The 16,137-nt window shown below is 43.0% G+C and carries 16 protein-coding genes; 1 reads left to right on the forward strand and 15 read right to left on the reverse strand.

The genetic code is table 11. The features are described from left to right. Positions 1-9: 9 nt before the first annotated feature. From sdaAB to V6Z54_RS18615, 3 genes are all read right to left on the reverse strand, one after another. Complete coding sequence (gene sdaAB / locus V6Z54_RS18605; RefSeq protein ID WP_041084875.1) at positions 10-672, reverse strand: L-serine ammonia-lyase, iron-sulfur-dependent subunit beta; 663 nt, start codon at positions 670-672, stop codon at positions 10-12. A gap of 148 nt (positions 673-820) precedes the next feature. Then, the gene (locus tag V6Z54_RS18610; protein WP_075611381.1) at positions 821-2,494 is read right to left on the reverse strand and encodes a DAK2 domain-containing protein; all 1,674 of its coding nucleotides are present in this window, start codon (positions 2,492-2,494) and stop codon (positions 821-823) included. 15 nt (positions 2,495-2,509) lie between these two features. Then, positions 2,510-2,872 carry an Asp23/Gls24 family envelope stress response protein gene (locus V6Z54_RS18615; RefSeq protein ID WP_008344871.1) on the reverse strand — a complete coding sequence of 121 codons (363 nt, stop codon included), beginning with the start codon at positions 2,870-2,872 and terminating at the stop codon, positions 2,510-2,512. Positions 2,873-3,143: 271 nt separating this feature from the next. Here V6Z54_RS18615 and rpmB point away from each other — a divergent pair, with 271 nt between their 5' ends. Next, positions 3,144-3,332, forward strand: coding sequence for a 50S ribosomal protein L28 (gene rpmB / locus V6Z54_RS18620; protein ID WP_003212514.1), 189 nt, complete (start codon positions 3,144-3,146; stop codon positions 3,330-3,332). A 69-nt stretch (positions 3,333-3,401) separates the two neighbouring features. Here the strand turns inward: rpmB and spoVM are convergent, their stop codons facing one another. The 12 genes from spoVM to coaBC all read right to left on the reverse strand — a co-directional run bounded on the left by spoVM (position 3,402) and on the right by coaBC (position 16,040). Then, positions 3,402-3,482, reverse strand: coding sequence for a stage V sporulation protein SpoVM (spoVM, locus tag V6Z54_RS18625; protein ID WP_008354550.1), 81 nt, complete (start codon positions 3,480-3,482; stop codon positions 3,402-3,404). Between the two features lie 71 nt (positions 3,483-3,553). Continuing rightward, positions 3,554-4,198: a thiamine diphosphokinase gene (locus V6Z54_RS18630; protein ID WP_041084878.1), complete on the reverse strand. Its 645-nt coding sequence runs from the start codon at positions 4,196-4,198 to the stop codon at positions 3,554-3,556. 60 nt (positions 4,199-4,258) lie between these two features. Next, positions 4,259-4,909, reverse strand: coding sequence for a ribulose-phosphate 3-epimerase (gene rpe, locus V6Z54_RS18635; RefSeq protein ID WP_041084879.1), 651 nt, complete (start codon positions 4,907-4,909; stop codon positions 4,259-4,261). Positions 4,910-4,912: 3 nt separating this feature from the next. Then, complete coding sequence (gene rsgA, locus V6Z54_RS18640; protein WP_039178462.1) at positions 4,913-5,809, reverse strand: ribosome small subunit-dependent GTPase A; 897 nt, start codon at positions 5,807-5,809, stop codon at positions 4,913-4,915. Between the two features lie 12 nt (positions 5,810-5,821). Continuing rightward, complete coding sequence (gene pknB, locus V6Z54_RS18645; RefSeq protein WP_073979483.1) at positions 5,822-7,777, reverse strand: Stk1 family PASTA domain-containing Ser/Thr kinase; 1,956 nt, start codon at positions 7,775-7,777, stop codon at positions 5,822-5,824. Further along, a complete protein-coding gene (locus tag V6Z54_RS18650; RefSeq protein ID WP_041084883.1) occupies positions 7,771-8,541 on the reverse strand; it encodes a Stp1/IreP family PP2C-type Ser/Thr phosphatase in 771 nt (256 codons plus the stop codon). Before V6Z54_RS18650 ends, pknB begins: the two co-directional genes overlap by 7 nt. Before the next feature lie 3 nt (positions 8,542-8,544). Continuing rightward, on the reverse strand, positions 8,545-9,627 hold the full coding sequence (gene rlmN, locus V6Z54_RS18655) for a 23S rRNA (adenine(2503)-C(2))-methyltransferase RlmN (RefSeq protein ID WP_024424208.1): 1,083 nt from the start codon (positions 9,625-9,627) through the stop codon (positions 8,545-8,547). 3 nt (positions 9,628-9,630) lie between these two features. Beyond that, positions 9,631-10,974 carry a 16S rRNA (cytosine(967)-C(5))-methyltransferase RsmB gene (gene rsmB, locus V6Z54_RS18660; RefSeq protein WP_212039810.1) on the reverse strand — a complete coding sequence of 448 codons (1,344 nt, stop codon included), beginning with the start codon at positions 10,972-10,974 and terminating at the stop codon, positions 9,631-9,633. Further along, positions 10,961-11,914, reverse strand: a complete 954-nt coding sequence (gene fmt / locus V6Z54_RS18665; RefSeq protein WP_338527567.1) for a methionyl-tRNA formyltransferase — start codon at positions 11,912-11,914, stop codon at positions 10,961-10,963. Before fmt ends, rsmB begins: the two co-directional genes overlap by 14 nt. Positions 11,915-11,919: 5 nt before the next feature. Further along, positions 11,920-12,402 (reverse strand): peptide deformylase, encoded by a 483-nt coding sequence (def, locus tag V6Z54_RS18670; RefSeq protein ID WP_041084886.1) that lies wholly within the window; start codon positions 12,400-12,402, stop codon positions 11,920-11,922. Between the two features lie 15 nt (positions 12,403-12,417). Then, positions 12,418-14,826, reverse strand: a complete 2,409-nt coding sequence (priA, locus tag V6Z54_RS18675; RefSeq protein WP_338527568.1) for a primosomal protein N' — start codon at positions 14,824-14,826, stop codon at positions 12,418-12,420. Then, positions 14,823-16,040, reverse strand: coding sequence for a bifunctional phosphopantothenoylcysteine decarboxylase/phosphopantothenate--cysteine ligase CoaBC (gene coaBC, locus V6Z54_RS18680; RefSeq protein WP_041084889.1), 1,218 nt, complete (start codon positions 16,038-16,040; stop codon positions 14,823-14,825). The genes priA and coaBC overlap by 4 nt, the downstream gene beginning before the upstream one ends. Positions 16,041-16,137: the final 97 nt, after the last annotated feature.

Genomic DNA, 16,137 nt, shown 5'->3' on the forward strand with positions numbered 1-16,137 from the left:
TCCTTGTTGTTACTCTGCAATTTGTGTGACTTGAATAATGTTTGGCAGTGTTTCAAGCTCTGATAGGACAGCTGGGTCAATATTTTGATCCACTTCAATCGTCATCAGTGCCTCTTGCCCGACATCTTTACGCGCCACTTCCATATGACCGATGTTAATGGCGAATTTCGCTAAGACATTGGCAACTGCCGCAATCGTCCCGTAGCGATCGTTATGAACCACAAGAATGGCAGGATGATTCCCTGAAAGCCTGAGCTCAAAGCCATTTAATTCTGTGATTTCAATTTTACCTCCGCCGATGGAAATCCCGATTAATTCAAGGCTTCCGTTCGCATCTGAAATCTCTACTTTTGCTGTATTTGGATGCGCCGGCACTGCCTCTTCTTCTTTAAATTCAATATCGATCTCTTTGCTTTTAGCAATATCGATCGCTGTTTTGATTCGCTCATCAAATGTATCAAAGTCAAGAACACCGCCGATAATGGCGACATCTGTACCGTGTCCTTTATACGTATCTTTAAAGGAACCATAAAATGAAATGACAATTCGTTTCGGCTCTCTTCCAAATAAGCTGCGAGCTACTCTCCCGATACGAGCCGCACCCGCTGTGTGCGAACTTGATGGCCCAATCATGACAGGTCCAATAATATCAAACACACTTCTAAATTTCATAGGTCTTCCCCTCTCATCACCACTCACGTATGGTTTGGTTCTTTCTTTAGACTAATGGATTCATTCGTTTCCCGCAACTCATTTCACCGTGGAATGGCTAGTAAAAAATTGCAAAAGAAGAAGAAGGGCTTTATTTGCCCTTCTTTCGTTATTCAACCGCCAAAATATATGAATAAAGCGGCTGTTTTCCATCGTGGACTTCAACTTCTACATCTTCAAATGTTTCTTCAATAAAGGCTTGTAACGCATCCAGCTCATCAGATGAGGCATCTTCCCCTTTAATGATTGTGACAATCTCATCATCTTCTGTCACCATTTTGGCGAGAAGTTCTTTTGCTGCATCTAATTGATTTTTCGCTGTTAAGGTGATTTTCCCGTTGAACAGACCCATATAGTCACCTTTTGCAATGTCGATTCCATCAATTTGAGTATCTCTCACTGCAAAGGTAATTTGCCCGCTTTTCACATGGTCAATCGCTTCTAGCATCGCTCTTTCGTTATCTTCATTTGAAGCTGCTTCATTGAGAGAAAGAAGTGCCGACATTCCTTGAGGAACGGTCTTCGTCGGAATGACAACGACCTCACGACTTGAGACAGTTGCCGCCTGTTTAGCTGCCATGACAATATTAGAATTATTAGGTAAAATAAAGACGGTTTCGGCATGTACGCTTTCTATTGCTGTGACAATGTCTTCTGTGCTCGGATTCATCGTCTGCCCGCCTTCAATGACGACGGAAGCTCCGATGCTTTTGAACAATTCAGCAATTCCTTCTCCCATTGCGACACTGACGACGCCAAAGCGCTGTTTTTCAGCAGCAGGTGCTTTTGGTGCAGTAGGCGCGTTTTCTCTTTCTTCGTTCACGATTGAACTATGCTGCTCTCTCATGTTTTCAATTTTCATATTAATCAAGCTACCGTAGCGCTGTGCATATGATAAGACATCTCCTGGCTGCTCTGCATGAATATGAACTTTCGCAAGTGTATCGTCAGACACCACAAGAAGTGAATCTCCGAATTCACTTAAGTCTTCTCTGAAGGCATTCTCATCAAAGGACTGTTTGTCTTCTTCAAATTTCACCATAAATTCAGTACAGTAGCCAAATTCGATATCTTCTGTGTTCATATGGCTTTGTGCACTTTTATGATGCTCTGCACTGACAAGCTCTTTTAGCGTCGGTAAAGAAGCCGCTTTAGGAGGAAGCTCTTCTCCTCTTAATGAAGCAAGGAAACCTTCATATACGCATAGAAGTCCTTTACCCCCACTATCGACAACGCCCACTTCTTTTAAGACAGGAAGCAGATCTGGCGTTCGATCAAGTGATGCTCTTGCTTCCTCAATCGTTAACTCTAGAACGCGGTCAATTTGATCCTCTGCTGCTGACACAGCAACCGCTTTCTTTGCTGCATCCTTTGCAACCGTTAAGATGGTCCCTTCAATCGGTTTCATTACGGCTTTATATGCTGTATCAACACCCGCCTGTAAGGCAAGAGCAAATTCTTTTGCATCAATCGTTTCTTTTTGCTCAATATGTTTACTGAAACCTCTAAAGAGCTGTGACAGGATCACGCCTGAGTTTCCTCTTGCGCCCATCAATAGCCCTTTCGAGAGAGCCACGCCGACCTTCCCAATATGATCGGTATTTGTTTCTTCAACTGCTTTGGCCCCTGAAGTCATCGACAAATTCATATTTGTCCCCGTGTCTCCGTCTGGCACTGGAAAAACATTTAACGCATCCACAATTTGTGCGTTTTGAGAAAGATGGTGAGCACCTGCAAGAATCATTTTTGCAAATGAGCGGCCATCAAGATTTCTAATAGACAATATATTTCCTCCTTACTACGGGTTCGTAACTTTTACTCCTTGTACATAAATGTTGACCGAGTCAACAGAAAGTCCAATTGTGTGATGAATCGTGTATTTGACTTTCGTTTGAACATTATGTGCGACTTCTGATATTTTTGTACCGTAGCTGACGATGATGTACATATCAATATGAATGCGGTCTTCTTTTTGACGCACAAGAACACCCCGGCTGAAGTTCTCTTTGCGGAGAATATCCGTCAAGCCGTCCTTGATTTGATTTTTGGACGCCATGCCAACAATACCATAGCAATCGATCGCAGCGCCTCCTGCCACCATTGCAATGACTTCATTTGATATATCAATTTGTCCGTATTTCGTTCTAAGTTCAATGGACACATTGGTTCCCCCTTTTTGAGAAATTGCCCTGAGTTATCACTATTTTACTATAAGACCCTTCTTTTTAAAAGAAATCATTCAATCCGACCCAATCCTACTTATACTATAGCCTTGATTTTTTATCAAGATGTCAAGGTATTTTTCTTGAAAGAGGAGTAAACAATCCTTGCAAACCCCTTGAAGCTGTGGTAAATTATTAAAGTATCTTGAGGCATCTCTAAGTACGTATATGAAGAATATGATGATGTTTTCGCAGTTAGGAGGGAAACAAATGGCACGTAAATGCGTTATTACAGGCAGAAAAACAAAAGCTGGGAACAACCGTTCTCACGCAATGAACTCTACAAAACGTACATGGGGCGCGAACCTTCAAAAAGTTCGTATTCTAGTGGACGGTAAGCCTAAAAGAGTATATGTATCAGCTCGAGCTTTGAAATCTGGTAAAGTTGAGCGTGTATAAGCAAGAGTAAACGCCTGCTACAATAAACTGTAGCAGGCGTTTTTATGTGGAAATAAAGGAGATTACTCATTAATCTTTTTTAAATGAACCAAGCATCGCACGGACAATGCCCCCAAGAAATCTAGGCAGTTTGATTGTATAAAATTTCATTTTGTCCCCCTCCTAAAAGTACCGCTTGCAGCACAATTGAGCTTAATCAGCCATCCACATTGATAGGTTGGTCAATCTTTGCTTCTTACCATTATTAATATGCCTTCATGAAAAGAAAAAGTACCATTTGAGTGGATGAGTTCGTTACTAATACATAGTGTGGAACCAGGCTCAATATGACAATTTTTCAGAGGATATTTGAAACCTTTTAATGTCAGCTTTTCAACCGATGTACCAAAGGGCAGAAACGACACATATTTTTTATCCGGGTCTTCTTTTATTTCGTATGTACCAGGCCCAAACATTTGAATGATATTTTGTTTATCTACAAGAGTCATGTTCTGCTTGCGCTGAATGCCTTGATATAGAAGGTGAATATTTCCTAGAAAATGATCAGCCCTTCCTCCTGTAATGCCGTAGATGTAAATATGCGCTGGGTGCTGGCGCATGGCCCAGTTCAGCGCAAGCTCTAAATCGGTTTCATCCTTTTCAGCCTGAAATACATTCAGGGCAGGCAATTTCTTTTTCAGCTCACAAAGCTCTTCTTCTGTCACACTGTCAAAATCACCAAAAGCCTTGGCAGGCATGATGCCGTGCTCTAGTAAAAAGAGGGTTCCCCGGTCTACACCAACCCAGAGAATATCATCCTGTGATGCTTCATGTTCAAGGGGAGGAATGTATTCAAAAGGACCGCCGGCTACGATATGTATGTGCATGATATACGCTCCTTTCCATGTAAAAAGAACCAAAGATCACAATGACTTTGGTTCCTTTTTTTACGCTTCTCGAATGGCCTGAATGGCTGCTGCACGGTTGTCTTTACCGTATACCGCTGAGCCGGCCACAAGTAAGTTAGCGCCCGCCTCTTTACAGCTCTTTGCAGTCTCTACATTGACACCGCCGTCTATTTCTATGAGTAAATCTGACAAGCCCTTTTGTTCACTAAGGGTCTTCACTTCTTTTACCTTCGTGAGGACAGATGGAATAAACGCCTGACCGCCAAAACCAGGATTCACCGTCATGAATAAGACAAGGTCTACATCTTCTAATACATGCTCAATGTGGGAAACAGGTGTGTGTGGGTTCAAGACAACACCTGCTTTTACACCTTGTTCTTTTATGTGCTGTATCGTTCGGTGCAAGTGCGGACAAGCCTCTACATGGACAGAAATAATGTCAGCACCTGCTTTGGCGAATGCAGGAATATACCGGTCTGGCTGCTCAATCATTAAGTGAACATCGAGCGGCAACTTTGTATGCGGTCTGATTGCTTCCACAACATTCGGCCCAAATGTGATATTCGGTACAAAATGGCCGTCCATCACATCGATATGAATGTAATCCGCTCCGCCTTGTTCCACATCTCGGATATCTTTCTCCAAATTGGAGAAATCTGCTGATAAAATGGAAGGGGCAATATAAACCATGATTTAGTACCTCGGCTTTCTGTCTTTGATTTCAGTTAAAAACTCTAAATAATGCTGATAGCGATACTCTCTGATTTGCTCTTGTTCGACCGCATCTTTTACCGCACAGCCTGGCTCTTTCACGTGCAGGCAGCCTCTAAACTTACAATCTGCACTCCGCTCTTTGATTTCTAAAAAGTAAAGACCTAAATCTTCCGCTTCGATGCCGGTAAATTCGAGTGAGCTAAAGCCAGGTGTATCTGCAATAAGCCCTTCTGCTGTACGAATGAGTTCGACATGTCTTGTCGTATGTTTCCCTCTTCCAAGATGGGAGGAAATATCATTGGTTTTCAGCGCCAGATCAGGACTCATCGCATTTAAAAGAGAGGACTTGCCTACACCAGACTGACCAGCAAATACAGTGATCTTATTGTGAAAATGCGGGGTCAGCTTTTCAATTCCGTCTCCCTCGATCGTGGATGTTAAATGAACATCATATCCAATTTGCCGATAGTCCTCTGCATAGCCTTGGATACTTTCACGCTCTTCATCTGTTTTCAATAAGTCCACTTTTGTGATACAGATAATCGGCTCAATATCATTTGCTTCTACAAGCACTAGAAATCTGTCTAAAAGCGATGTGCTAAAGGTTGGTTCTGTCGCAGAGAAAACGAGCACCGCTTGATCGACGTTACTAATAGGCGGACGAACAAGTTCGTTTGTCCGCTCTTTTACTTCTAATAAGTAGCCTTCTTTATCGTTGTCTGCTTGATACACGACATAATCTCCAACAAGAGGTGTGATTTTGTTTTTCCGAAAAATGCCTCTCGCTCTGCACTGAATCACTTTTCCAGTTTCTAAAGACTCATCGAGCACATAATAAAATCCGCTTAATGCTTTAATAATTTTGCCCTCAGGCATAAAGTCCCTCCTTTATTCATCTTCAGGGTATTCGATTGTTTTAGAGCTTACGACTTTATCATCAACCGTCACTTGATAGTATCCTTTTTGACCTGGTTCAATCTTAAATTTAATGGTCCGTTCAGTTGGTGCAGTGATGTTAAAGGTTTCATATGAATCAGAAATGCTATGCTCAGCATCGTCAATGGAAATCTGAACGGTCATCTCTTGCCCTTCTGTTACTGGTTCATACGGGATGGCAATCTTCTCAGTCACTGTTTTAGCCGGTTTTTTCTTCGGTCCGAGTGAGAAGGTGATCTTAACCGTATCACCTGGTTTCACAGCAGTACCAGCTCCTGGCTCCTGTTTCATCACTTCACCTTTTGGCACATCATCAGAATACGCTTCTTTTTCATCAAGCTTTAATCCGTTATCCTCTAAATAATTCGATGCAGCCTGTTTACTATATGTCGTTAAATCCCGCAAAGTAATATCGGCAGGACCTATGCTGACCGTCAACGTCACTTCTTCATCTGCTGCCACAAGCTCAGTACTCGCTGAAGGTTTCTGTTCCATGACAATTCCAGATTCGGTGTCATTATCATTTACTTCCTCCACAACAACTTGCTTAAACCCTTTTTTCTCTAATAATTCTTTTGCTTTATCGACCTTTTCACCTGTTACATCAGGTAATTCGGTTTTTTCCTTGCCCGTACTTTGGTAAAGCTGAATTTCGGTTCCTTCTTTTACCTTTGTGCCGATTTTCGGGTCTGTTTTGACGACAAGCCCTTTTTCAATTTTTTCATCTGCGATCTCAATTGGATCAGAGTCGACGGTAAAGCCAGCTTTCTTCAAGGTGTCCTCGGCTTTATCAATCGTCATGCCAGATACATCAGTGACCTCAACATCTTTTGGAAAAAGCAGTCCCGGAAACACAGTGATGGCTAAAATGGTCGCAGCAGTCAGAATAAATAGGATGGATGCTACAATCCAAGGCCATTTTTTCCGTTTCTTTTTCGGCTTTTGTTCCTTTTTTTTCTTCGGTTTTTTCACTGGATGGACAGCTGTTTTTTCATTGTCTTGATCGACTTGATGATCTTGAATGATTGGGATCGCTTTCGTTGCTTCATGATCTTCTTCAATCACAAAGCGTTTTTCTTTTAGTCTTGAAGGGTCGAAAGCAGTTTGTAAATCTTTTTGCATTTCAGATGCATCTTCATATCGATAAAATGGGTCTTTGGCCATCGCCTTTAAAATGATGTTTTCCACGCTTTGTGGAACAGAAGGATTCCACCTTCTCACAGATGGCGGCTCTGATTGCAAATGCTTCAGCGCAACACTGACAGCTGATTCTCCTTCAAATGGCATGCGTCCAGAAATGAGTTCATAGAGCACAATGCCAAGTGAATAGATGTCTGACTTTTTCGTCGCAAGACCTCCGCGTGCTTGTTCTGGAGACAAATAGTGCACGGATCCTAGGACCGAATTTGTGTGGGTGATGGTCGCTGAGCTGAGTGCTATGGCAATCCCAAAATCAGTCACTTTAATATTACCCATGTTGTCTATTAATATATTGTGAGGCTTAATGTCCCGGTGGACGATCTGTTTCGCATGAGCTTCTTCCATCGCTGCAACGACTTGCTCCATAATGCGAACGGCTTCTTTCGGATGAAGCGGGCCATTGGCGTGTATGTATTCTTTTAGCGTCATCCCCTCGACATATTCCATGACAATATAATAAATGTCATCTTCTTCCCCTACATCGTAGATGCTGACAATATTTGAATGATCTAAGCTTGCGGCTGATTGCGCCTCGCGCCGGAAACGTCTAATAAAATCATCATCGCTTGCAAAATCAAAGCGCAAAATTTTAATCGCGACTTCGCGATCTAAAATCATATCCTCCGCCAAATAAACGTTTGCCATTCCGCCTCCGCCTATGACGCGAAGAATCTGATAACGGCCGCTGATCCGTTTTCCGATCAACACTTGCTGTCACCCTCCTCTGGCTGGGAGGAGATTTCTAACAATACTGCTGTAATGTTATCTTCACCGCCGTTGTCATTCGCTGTTTGGATTAATGCTGTTACTTTTTCATCTGGTGCGGTCGTTTGCGTTAAAATTTCAATCAAATTCTCTTCTTCTACTTTATTTGATAAACCATCTGAGCAAAGCAGGATTTGATCTCCTGGGTCCACTTCAAAAGTATGTGCATCGATTTGAACGTGTTTATCTGTTCCTAGTGCTTTCGTGAGCACATTTTTTCTTGGATGATATTCTGCATCCTCTTTAGAAATTTCACCTGTTTTCACAAGCTCATTTACAAGTGAATGGTCATCCGTTAGCTGGGTCAGTGCTCCTTCTCTTAGCAAGTAGCAGCGGCTGTCTCCAATATGGGCAATTGTGACCGTTTGCAAATGAACAAGCGCACAAACAATGGTCGTCCCCATTCCTTGGCACTCCTCATTGTTTTTCGCATGTTCATATACTTGATCATTAATGTCACTAATTTTTGAGATTAACCAGCTTTCTTGCTCTGCTGGTTTTGCTGGGATTGAAGATGTTTCTTCCCAGTATTCTTTTAAAGAAGAGACGGCCATCCTGCTGGCGACATCACCAGCAAGATGACCTCCCATTCCATCTGCTACAACAGCTAGAAGGGTGTCTTCTTTTGCTTCAAAAATACCTGCATCATCTTCATTATGCTGACGGACTTTTCCTGTATCGGTTTGAAAGGCTGCCCTTATCAACATTCGTCACCTCGTCTCTTCCTGACGCTCCTTCGCTCTTAGCTGACCGCAAGCAGCATCAATGTCATGGCCTTGCTCTCGTCTAATCGTTACGTTTACGCCGCGTTCTTTCAGCGTTTTTTCAAATAGGAAGATTTGTTCTCTCGGTGTTCTTACATAATCCCTTTCCGGTACATAGTTCACTGGAATGAGGTTCACGTGGCACTTGATTCCTTTTAATAAGTCTGCAAGCTCTTCTGCATGATGAACTTGATCATTTACTCCGCCAAACAGGCCGTATTCAAAGCTGACACGTCTTCCTGTTTTTTGAATGTAGTATTCAATGGCTTCCATTAATTTCGGCAGCTTATATGCCTTATTGATCGGCATTAAACGGCTTCTGATTTCTGTGTTCGGTGCATGCAGGGAAACAGCAAAATTGATTTGCATTTGCTCATCAGCGAATTGATAGATCTTTGGAATGATTCCGCTTGTCGACACTGTAATATGACGTGCGCCAATATTTAAGCCGTTGTCATGGTTGATGATTTTAAGGAAGGCAAGCATTTCGTCAAAGTTATCAAACGGTTCGCCAATTCCCATGATGACAACCGAGCTGACTCTCTCATCTGTTTCGTCAAGTGCCTGCTGCACTTTCAATACTTGAGCAACGATTTCTCCTGCTTCAAGGTTTCGTTTTAACCCGCCAAGTGTAGATGCACAGAATGTACAGCCAATTCTACAGCCAACCTGAGTTGTGACACAGACAGAGTTTCCGTATTCGTGGCGCATCAGCACTGTTTCAATGGTATAGCCATCATGTAATTCAAATAAAAACTTGATCGTTCCGTCTTGAGACGTTTGTTTGATGACAGTTTTTAATGTGGTGATCGCAAATTGATTTTTTAATTTTTCTCTTAAATCCTTTGAAAGGTTAGACATATCGTCAAAGGATGTCACACGTTTCTCATAAAGCCACTCGAAAATTTGAGCTGCGCGGAAAGGCTTTTCGCCTTGTTCTTTTAACCATTCTTTCATTTCGTGAAGCTCAAATGAGTAAATCGACGGCATTTCTGTCTTCAGTTCTTTTCTTACTTTTTGTTCTGTCATTTTTTATCCCTTCTTTCTCATGCTGCAAATAAAGAAACCATCTGTTCCGAAATAATGAGGAAGAATTTGTACACTTCCGTTTTGAACAAACGGAGCAACCTGCTCAGGCAGCCGTTCATTAAGAGATAGATCGGGTTCGAAGTCTTGGTGTTCTTGTAAAAACGCATGAATCACTTGTTGATTTTCTGTTGGATCCATTGTACATGTACTGTATACAAGGGTTCCGCCCGGTTTTAAAAGCGGGGCCGCTTCCTTTAAAATGGCCTGCTGGATAGCTGCAAGCCTTGCTGAGTCTTCTTGTGACTTTGTATATTTCATATCTGGTTTTCGTCTAATGACGCCAAAACCGGAACACGGCGCATCAATGAGAATGCGGTCAAACGAAGCTTCGCTGTAATAGTCTGCTGCTTTCCTTGCATCAAGTGCTTTTGCCTCAATCTGAGTAAGGTTCAGACGTTTTGCTGCTTGTTTGATGAGTTTCACTTTATGTTCATGTAAATCAAGTGAAACAATTTTCCCCTCATCATTCATACGTTCTGCAATATGTGTTGATTTTCCGCCAGGAGCCGCACAGGCGTCAAGCACCGTTTCTCCTGGCTGAGGGTCAAGCGCTCTTGCAACAAGCATAGAGCTTTCGTCTTGTATCGTAACATAGCCTTCTTGAAAAGAAGGGGTTGAGACGATGGACCCTTTCATGAGCTTAAGTGCATCTTCAGATAAGTCGCCAAGCTCCGTTTCGATGCCTGCATCCATTAGCTTTTGCTGCAGTGCCGTGCGGTCAGTTTTCATTCGATTGACGCGAAGGGTTTGCTTTGGCGGGACTAAATGAATGCGGCACATGTTTTCTGCCGCTTCAAATCCGTACGCCTGAACCCATTCCTGCACAAGCCATAATGGGTGGCTTGTCTCAATGGACAGCCGTTTTACTGGATCTTTGATCGCATCAAATGACGGAACGCCTTCTCTTTGTACGGAACGAAGAACACCGTTCACAAGTGAAGAAATGCCTTTGTGCCCGCGCTTTTTCGTTAGCTCGACAGCTTCATGAATGGCTGCACGATCTGGTATTTTTTCAAGGTACACCATTTGATAAAGAGACATCCGTAAAAGCTGCATCACCCATGGAGCGACCTTTTGCGGTTTTTTCACAAAGGGCGCAAGCATATAATCTAATGCCAATTTATTTTGCAGTGTACCATACACAAGCTCTGTTAACAGCGGTTTGTCCTGATCAGCTAAGTCTTTATCTTTCATGACTGACTGCAAAAGCAAATTACTGTAAGCTTGATTTTGTTCGAGTTTGATTAAAGCGTCCAGCGCTACTTCTCTCACATTACTTTTCTTCATTCATTAACCCTAATTTCTGTCCAATTTCAATATTTGCGCCTCTTAAGAAGTCTTCGCCGCTCATTTTTTTCTTACCAGCCGGCTGCACACCTGTTAACAAGAGGCCTTGCTTATTCCCCGTTCCAATGACCGGACCTTCTTTTTGAAGCTCAATCACTTTCCCAGATTCTTCTTGCGCTTGCAGCGGAACCTTTTTCGCTTCCCATACTTTTAGATGAGCGCCGTTCCATTCAGTATAGGCAACTGGCCATGGATTTAGCCCGCGAACTTGGTTGTAAAGCTCTTCACCGGTTTTTGTCCAGTCTAATCTTTCTTGCTCCCGCTTAATATTTGGTGCGTATGTGGCGGCTTCTTCATTTTGCGGAATCGGAGAAATAGACCCGCTCAGAACATTTGGCACCGTATCTTTTAGCAGTGCGGCACCAGCTGTACTTAATTTGTCATGCAGTGTTCCAACATTGTCTAATTCATCGATTTCCACTTCTACTTTACTGATCATGTCACCTGCATCAAGTCTTTCCACCATGTACATGATCGTAACGCCTGTTTTCTTTTTGCCTTGAAGGATCGCATAATGTATCGGCGCGCCGCCTCTTAGTTCTGGCAGGAGCGAGGCATGAACATTGATACAGCCAAACTTAGGTTCATCGAGTAACCGTTTAGGTAGAATTTGTCCAAATGCCGCTGTGACGATTAAATCCGGCTGTAATGCAAGCACTTTATCAATTTCTTCATCTAGGCGTACCTTTTCAGGCTGCAACACAGGAATGCCGTGTTTTAAGGCTTCCACTTTCACAGGAGGCGGTGTGAGCACTCGCTTTCTTCCTTTCGGGCGGTCTGGCTGCGTGACGACCCCTACCACTTCGTATCCTTCTGTTATTAGTGTTTGCAGCACAGGTACTGAGAAATCAGGGGTTCCCATAAATACGATACGTGCCATTTTCTTCACCCTTCCATTTCCGCAAGTTCTTTTTCTGTATAGGTTTCAATGATTTTTGACGTAAATAAAATGCCGTCTAAATGATCAATTTCGTGCAATAAAGCTCTTGCTAAAAATCCGTCTGCTTCTATTGTAAATGGTTTGCCTTTCTTATCATAGGCTTTTACCTTCACATAGTTCGGTCTCTCTACAGTGCCGTATAAAGATGGAAAGCTCAGGCAGCCTTCAATATCTGTCTGGCTTCCTTCTACTTCAAGCACCTCGGGGTTCACTAAGTCAATTCTGCCAGATTCTTCTCCGATATCTACAACAGCGATTCTTTTTGAAACACCGATTTGTGGTGCTGCTAGTCCAACTCCATCCAGCTCAAGCATTGTATCATACATATCATCCAGCAGTTTTTTAAGCTTTTTATCGAACGTATCAACACGCTCTGTCTTTTGTTCAAGCACTTCTGCCGGATGTATGACTATTGGTTTTACTGCCACTTATAGCCCTCCGTTTTACATCATCATATATGGATTCATATCTATTGAAATCATCAATTGTTTTTGTTCCATTTCCTTTTGATAATGGTCTTGTATTTTCCGTAGTAAACTTGCCAGTTCATTTTCCCTTTTGTATTTTATCACGCATTGATAGCGATATCTATCTTTGATCTTAGCGATTGGTGATGCAGCCGGACCAAGGATTCGCGTATTCGGTGCACAATTTATTTTTAGGAACTGAACAATTTGATCAGTCACATGTGCTGCCTTCGTCACTTCCTCATGTGACACTGTCACCATCGCCAAAAAGTAATACGGCGGATAGGACTGGTGGCGGCGATGCAGCATCTCCTGTTCATAAAAGGCTTCGTAGTCATGCTGCTTCGTTAATTCAATACTATAGTGAGAAGGCGTATACGATTGAATAATGACCGAGCCCGCTTTTTCATGGCGCCCTGCCCTGCCGCTGACCTGTGTGAGAAGCTGAAATGTTTTTTCGCTTGAACGGAAATCAGGGATGTGAAGAGATGTATCCGCACTAAGAACACCAACAAGTGTGACATCTGGGAAATCCAGTCCCTTTGCAATCATTTGCGTCCCGAGCAAAATGTCCGCCTCTTTATTGCCAAAAGAGGTAAGAAGCTTTTCGTGAGCACCTTTACGAGACGTTGTATCCACATCCATTCGGATCACACGCGCCTCAGGCAATACCTTTGTCAGCTCTTCTTCTACACGCTGCGTTCCCGTACCAAAATAGCGAATATGCTCACTGTGGCATTCTGGACATTCAGCAGGTACTGGTGCTTCGTGACCACAATAATGGCACTTCAGCCGTTTTTGATAGCGGTGATAGGTAAGAGAAATTTCGCAATGAGGACATTGCTCTACATATCCGCAATCACGGCACATGACGAAGGATGAATAGCCTCTTTTGTTCAGAAATAAAACGGCTTGTTCTTTTCTTTCAAGCACTTCCTTTAACCTGAGCATCAATTCCTCTGAAAACATGGAGCGGTTGCCGTTTCTTAGTTCTTCTCTCATATCAATTAACGAAACGTGCGGCAGCTGCTGCTGGTTGATGCGGTGTTTTAGCGACAGCAATGTATAAACGCCTTTTTTCGCACGTGCATAGGTTTCAAGTGAAGGTGTTGCACTGCCTAATACGACTGGACATTGATGCCGCACTGCTCGTTCAATGGCGACATCCTTGGCATGGTAACGAGGCATTTCTTCTTGTTTATAAGAGGATTCGTGCTCTTCATCTATAATAATCATGCCTAGATTTTCAAATGGAGCGAAAACAGCAGACCTTGCGCCAACGACAAGCTTGACTTCCTTGCGATGGATTTTCCGCCATTCATCATATTTTTCTCCTGTCGATAAGCCGCTGTGAAGAACGGCCACATTTGAGCCAAATCGTTCTTTAAATCGCTGCACCATTTGAGGGGTTAACGAGATTTCAGGAACTAAAACGATCGCTTCTTTTCCTTTTTGAAGAACATGATCGATTGTCTGCAAGTAAATCTCCGTTTTGCCGCTTCCTGTCACCCCGTGCAAAAGAAAGGTTTCGTGCTGATCATCACTCACTGCTTGATGAATATGCTTGGCCGCCTCTCTTTGCTCTGGCGTGAGATCAAGTGAAGCTGATGGTGTAAACTCCCTGTCACGATAAGGGTCTCGATAGACCTCTTCATAGCTTTCTGTTAACAGCCCTTCTTGAATAAAGGTTTTAAGCGTTTGAGAACTTGCGCCTGTTTGCTGCTGCAAGTCTTTCGCTAAAAAGGTTATCTCTCCCGCTTCAAGCAGATAGGAGATCAGTGCTTTTTGTTTCACCGCATTTTTCTTTAGCTGCTGGTGTTTTTCTGCAAGTTTTTCTTTCGATACAGCCATCTGGAGCATGCGGACCTTTTTCTTTCCAGATTTTTGCGAAACATGGTATCTCACCTCTAGATGACCTTTTTGGACATGCTTTTGAATCTGTTTTAATTGTTCAGCCGGGATGTCAGCATAAAGAATGCTTTCTCGCTGACCGAAAAGCTCTTTCAATGACTGCGGAAGTTCTTCCTCTGAAAGCACCTGAATTTCTTTTTCATACTTTGCCTTCATGGCTGCGGGCAGCATCGATTGAAGTGCCGTGATATGATAGGACAATGTTTTTTCCGTCAGCCAGTGGGAAAGCTCCAATAGCTCATCTGTCAGAACAGGTGATAAATCAAATAAATCGACAATCTCTTTGATGTTTCCTGTCTTGATGTCTGTTTCATCTTTGACTTTTGTCACAAACCCTTGAATCTTCCTCGGGCCAAAGGGAACGACCACCCTCATTCCCGCTTTGACGAGATCTTTGAACCGATCTGGTACACGGTAATCAAATGGCCGGTCAATGGCTTTCGTTGTGACATCTACGATGACTTCAGCAATCATGCTCGATCACGCTCTTCTGGAAGCAGCTGTATTGCCTCCTTTAAAATTTCAAAAGCGAGGTCTTTTTTGCTCATCATCGGCAGCTCTTTTTTTGTACCATCTGCTTTGATCATCGCTGCCACATTGGTATCTGTACCAAAGCCGGCACCCTCTTTTGTGACGTTATTGGCGACAATCATATCTAGATGCTTTGATTCAATTTTCTTTTTCGCATAATATTCTACATCCTGCGTTTCAGCTGCAAAACCGACCAGCACTTGATGCTCTTTTCTTTTCCCCAGCTCTTTTAAAATATCTTTTGTCCGAGTGAATTCAATGTCCAGAGCGCCGTCCTGTTTTTTCATTTTATGAGCATATGTCGTGACAGGGGTGTAATCGGCAACAGCTGCTGATTTAATGACAAGATCAGCTTCTCCGTATACATCTAGCGCAGCTCGATACATCTCCTCAGCTGATTCAACGTGCACTACATGTACATGGTCAGGTTCAGTTAAAGAAACAGGTCCAGAAATCAGCGTAACATCTGCCCCCATTTGCTGAGCAGCCTCTGCAATCGCATAGCCCATTTTTCCACTAGAACGGTTTGTAAAGAACCGGACAGGGTCGATGACTTCACGTGTAGGGCCTGCTGTCACGACGACTTTTTTTCCTGAGAGCGGTAAGCTTTTTGGCTCTTCAAAAAAAGCACGGATGTGTTCTACAATTTTTTCAGGCTCTTCTAATCGCCCTTTTCCAATGTACCCGCAGGCTAAATAACCTTCACTTGGCTCAATAAACCGGTACCCGTCTTCATATAATGTGCGAATGTTCCGTTTCACAGCCGGGTGATCGTACATATGCACATTCATCGCTGGTGCGATCCATACAGGTGCTGTTGAAGCAAGCAAAGTCGTCGTGAGCATATCATCTGCAAGTCCAGCGGCCATTTTACCAATTGTATGTGCTGTTGCAGGGGCAACAAGAATGAGATCGGCCCAGTCAGCTACGTCAATATGCGCAATGACTTTTGGATTGTTTTCTTTGAATGTATCCACATATACCTCATGCCGAGACAGTGCTTGGAAGGTAAGCGGAGACACAAACTCACGAGCAGATTCCGTCATAATCACTCTGACATTTGCGCCTGCTTGTACAAGTTTACTAGTAAGTGCTGCTGCTTTATATACGGCGATTCCTCCGCTGACACCGAGCAAAATATTTTTTGACTGTAACATTTGTTTGTCCCCCTTAACGGCCTTTTTCACAAATTCGTCTACAATTCAAAAAAGTCAAAACCAATCATAGTTTTGACTTTTTTGAACGTATCGTATC

The sequence above is a fragment of the Bacillus sp. MAG717A genome, assembly GCF_036884855.1.
In the GTDB taxonomy this organism is placed as follows: Bacteria; Bacillota; Bacilli; order Bacillales; family Bacillaceae; genus Bacillus; species Bacillus safensis.

Bases quoted from the DNA above. Each gene is read 5' to 3' on its own strand.
- sdaAB (WP_041084875.1), bottom strand. From the start codon at position 672: ATGAAATTTAGAAGTGTGTTTGATATTATTGGACCTGTCATGATTGGG.
- rpmB (WP_003212514.1), top strand. From the start codon at position 3,144: ATGGCACGTAAATGCGTTATTACAGGCAGAAAAACAAAAGCTGGGAAC.
- spoVM (WP_008354550.1), bottom strand. From the start codon at position 3,482: ATGAAATTTTATACAATCAAACTGCCTAGATTTCTTGGGGGCATTGTC.
- V6Z54_RS18630 (WP_041084878.1), bottom strand. From the start codon at position 4,198: ATGCACATACATATCGTAGCCGGCGGTCCTTTTGAATACATTCCTCCC.
- rpe (WP_041084879.1), bottom strand. From the start codon at position 4,909: ATGGTTTATATTGCCCCTTCCATTTTATCAGCAGATTTCTCCAATTTG.
- rsgA (WP_039178462.1), bottom strand. From the start codon at position 5,809: ATGCCTGAGGGCAAAATTATTAAAGCATTAAGCGGATTTTATTATGTG.
- V6Z54_RS18650 (WP_041084883.1), bottom strand. From the start codon at position 8,541: ATGTTGATAAGGGCAGCCTTTCAAACCGATACAGGAAAAGTCCGTCAG.
- rlmN (WP_024424208.1), bottom strand. From the start codon at position 9,627: ATGACAGAACAAAAAGTAAGAAAAGAACTGAAGACAGAAATGCCGTCG.
- rsmB (WP_212039810.1), bottom strand. From the start codon at position 10,974: ATGAAGAAAAGTAATGTGAGAGAAGTAGCGCTGGACGCTTTAATCAAA.
- fmt (WP_338527567.1), bottom strand. From the start codon at position 11,914: ATGGCACGTATCGTATTTATGGGAACCCCTGATTTCTCAGTACCTGTG.
- priA (WP_338527568.1), bottom strand. From the start codon at position 14,826: ATGATTGCTGAAGTCATCGTAGATGTCACAACGAAAGCCATTGACCGG.
- coaBC (WP_041084889.1), bottom strand. From the start codon at position 16,040: ATGTTACAGTCAAAAAATATTTTGCTCGGTGTCAGCGGAGGAATCGCC.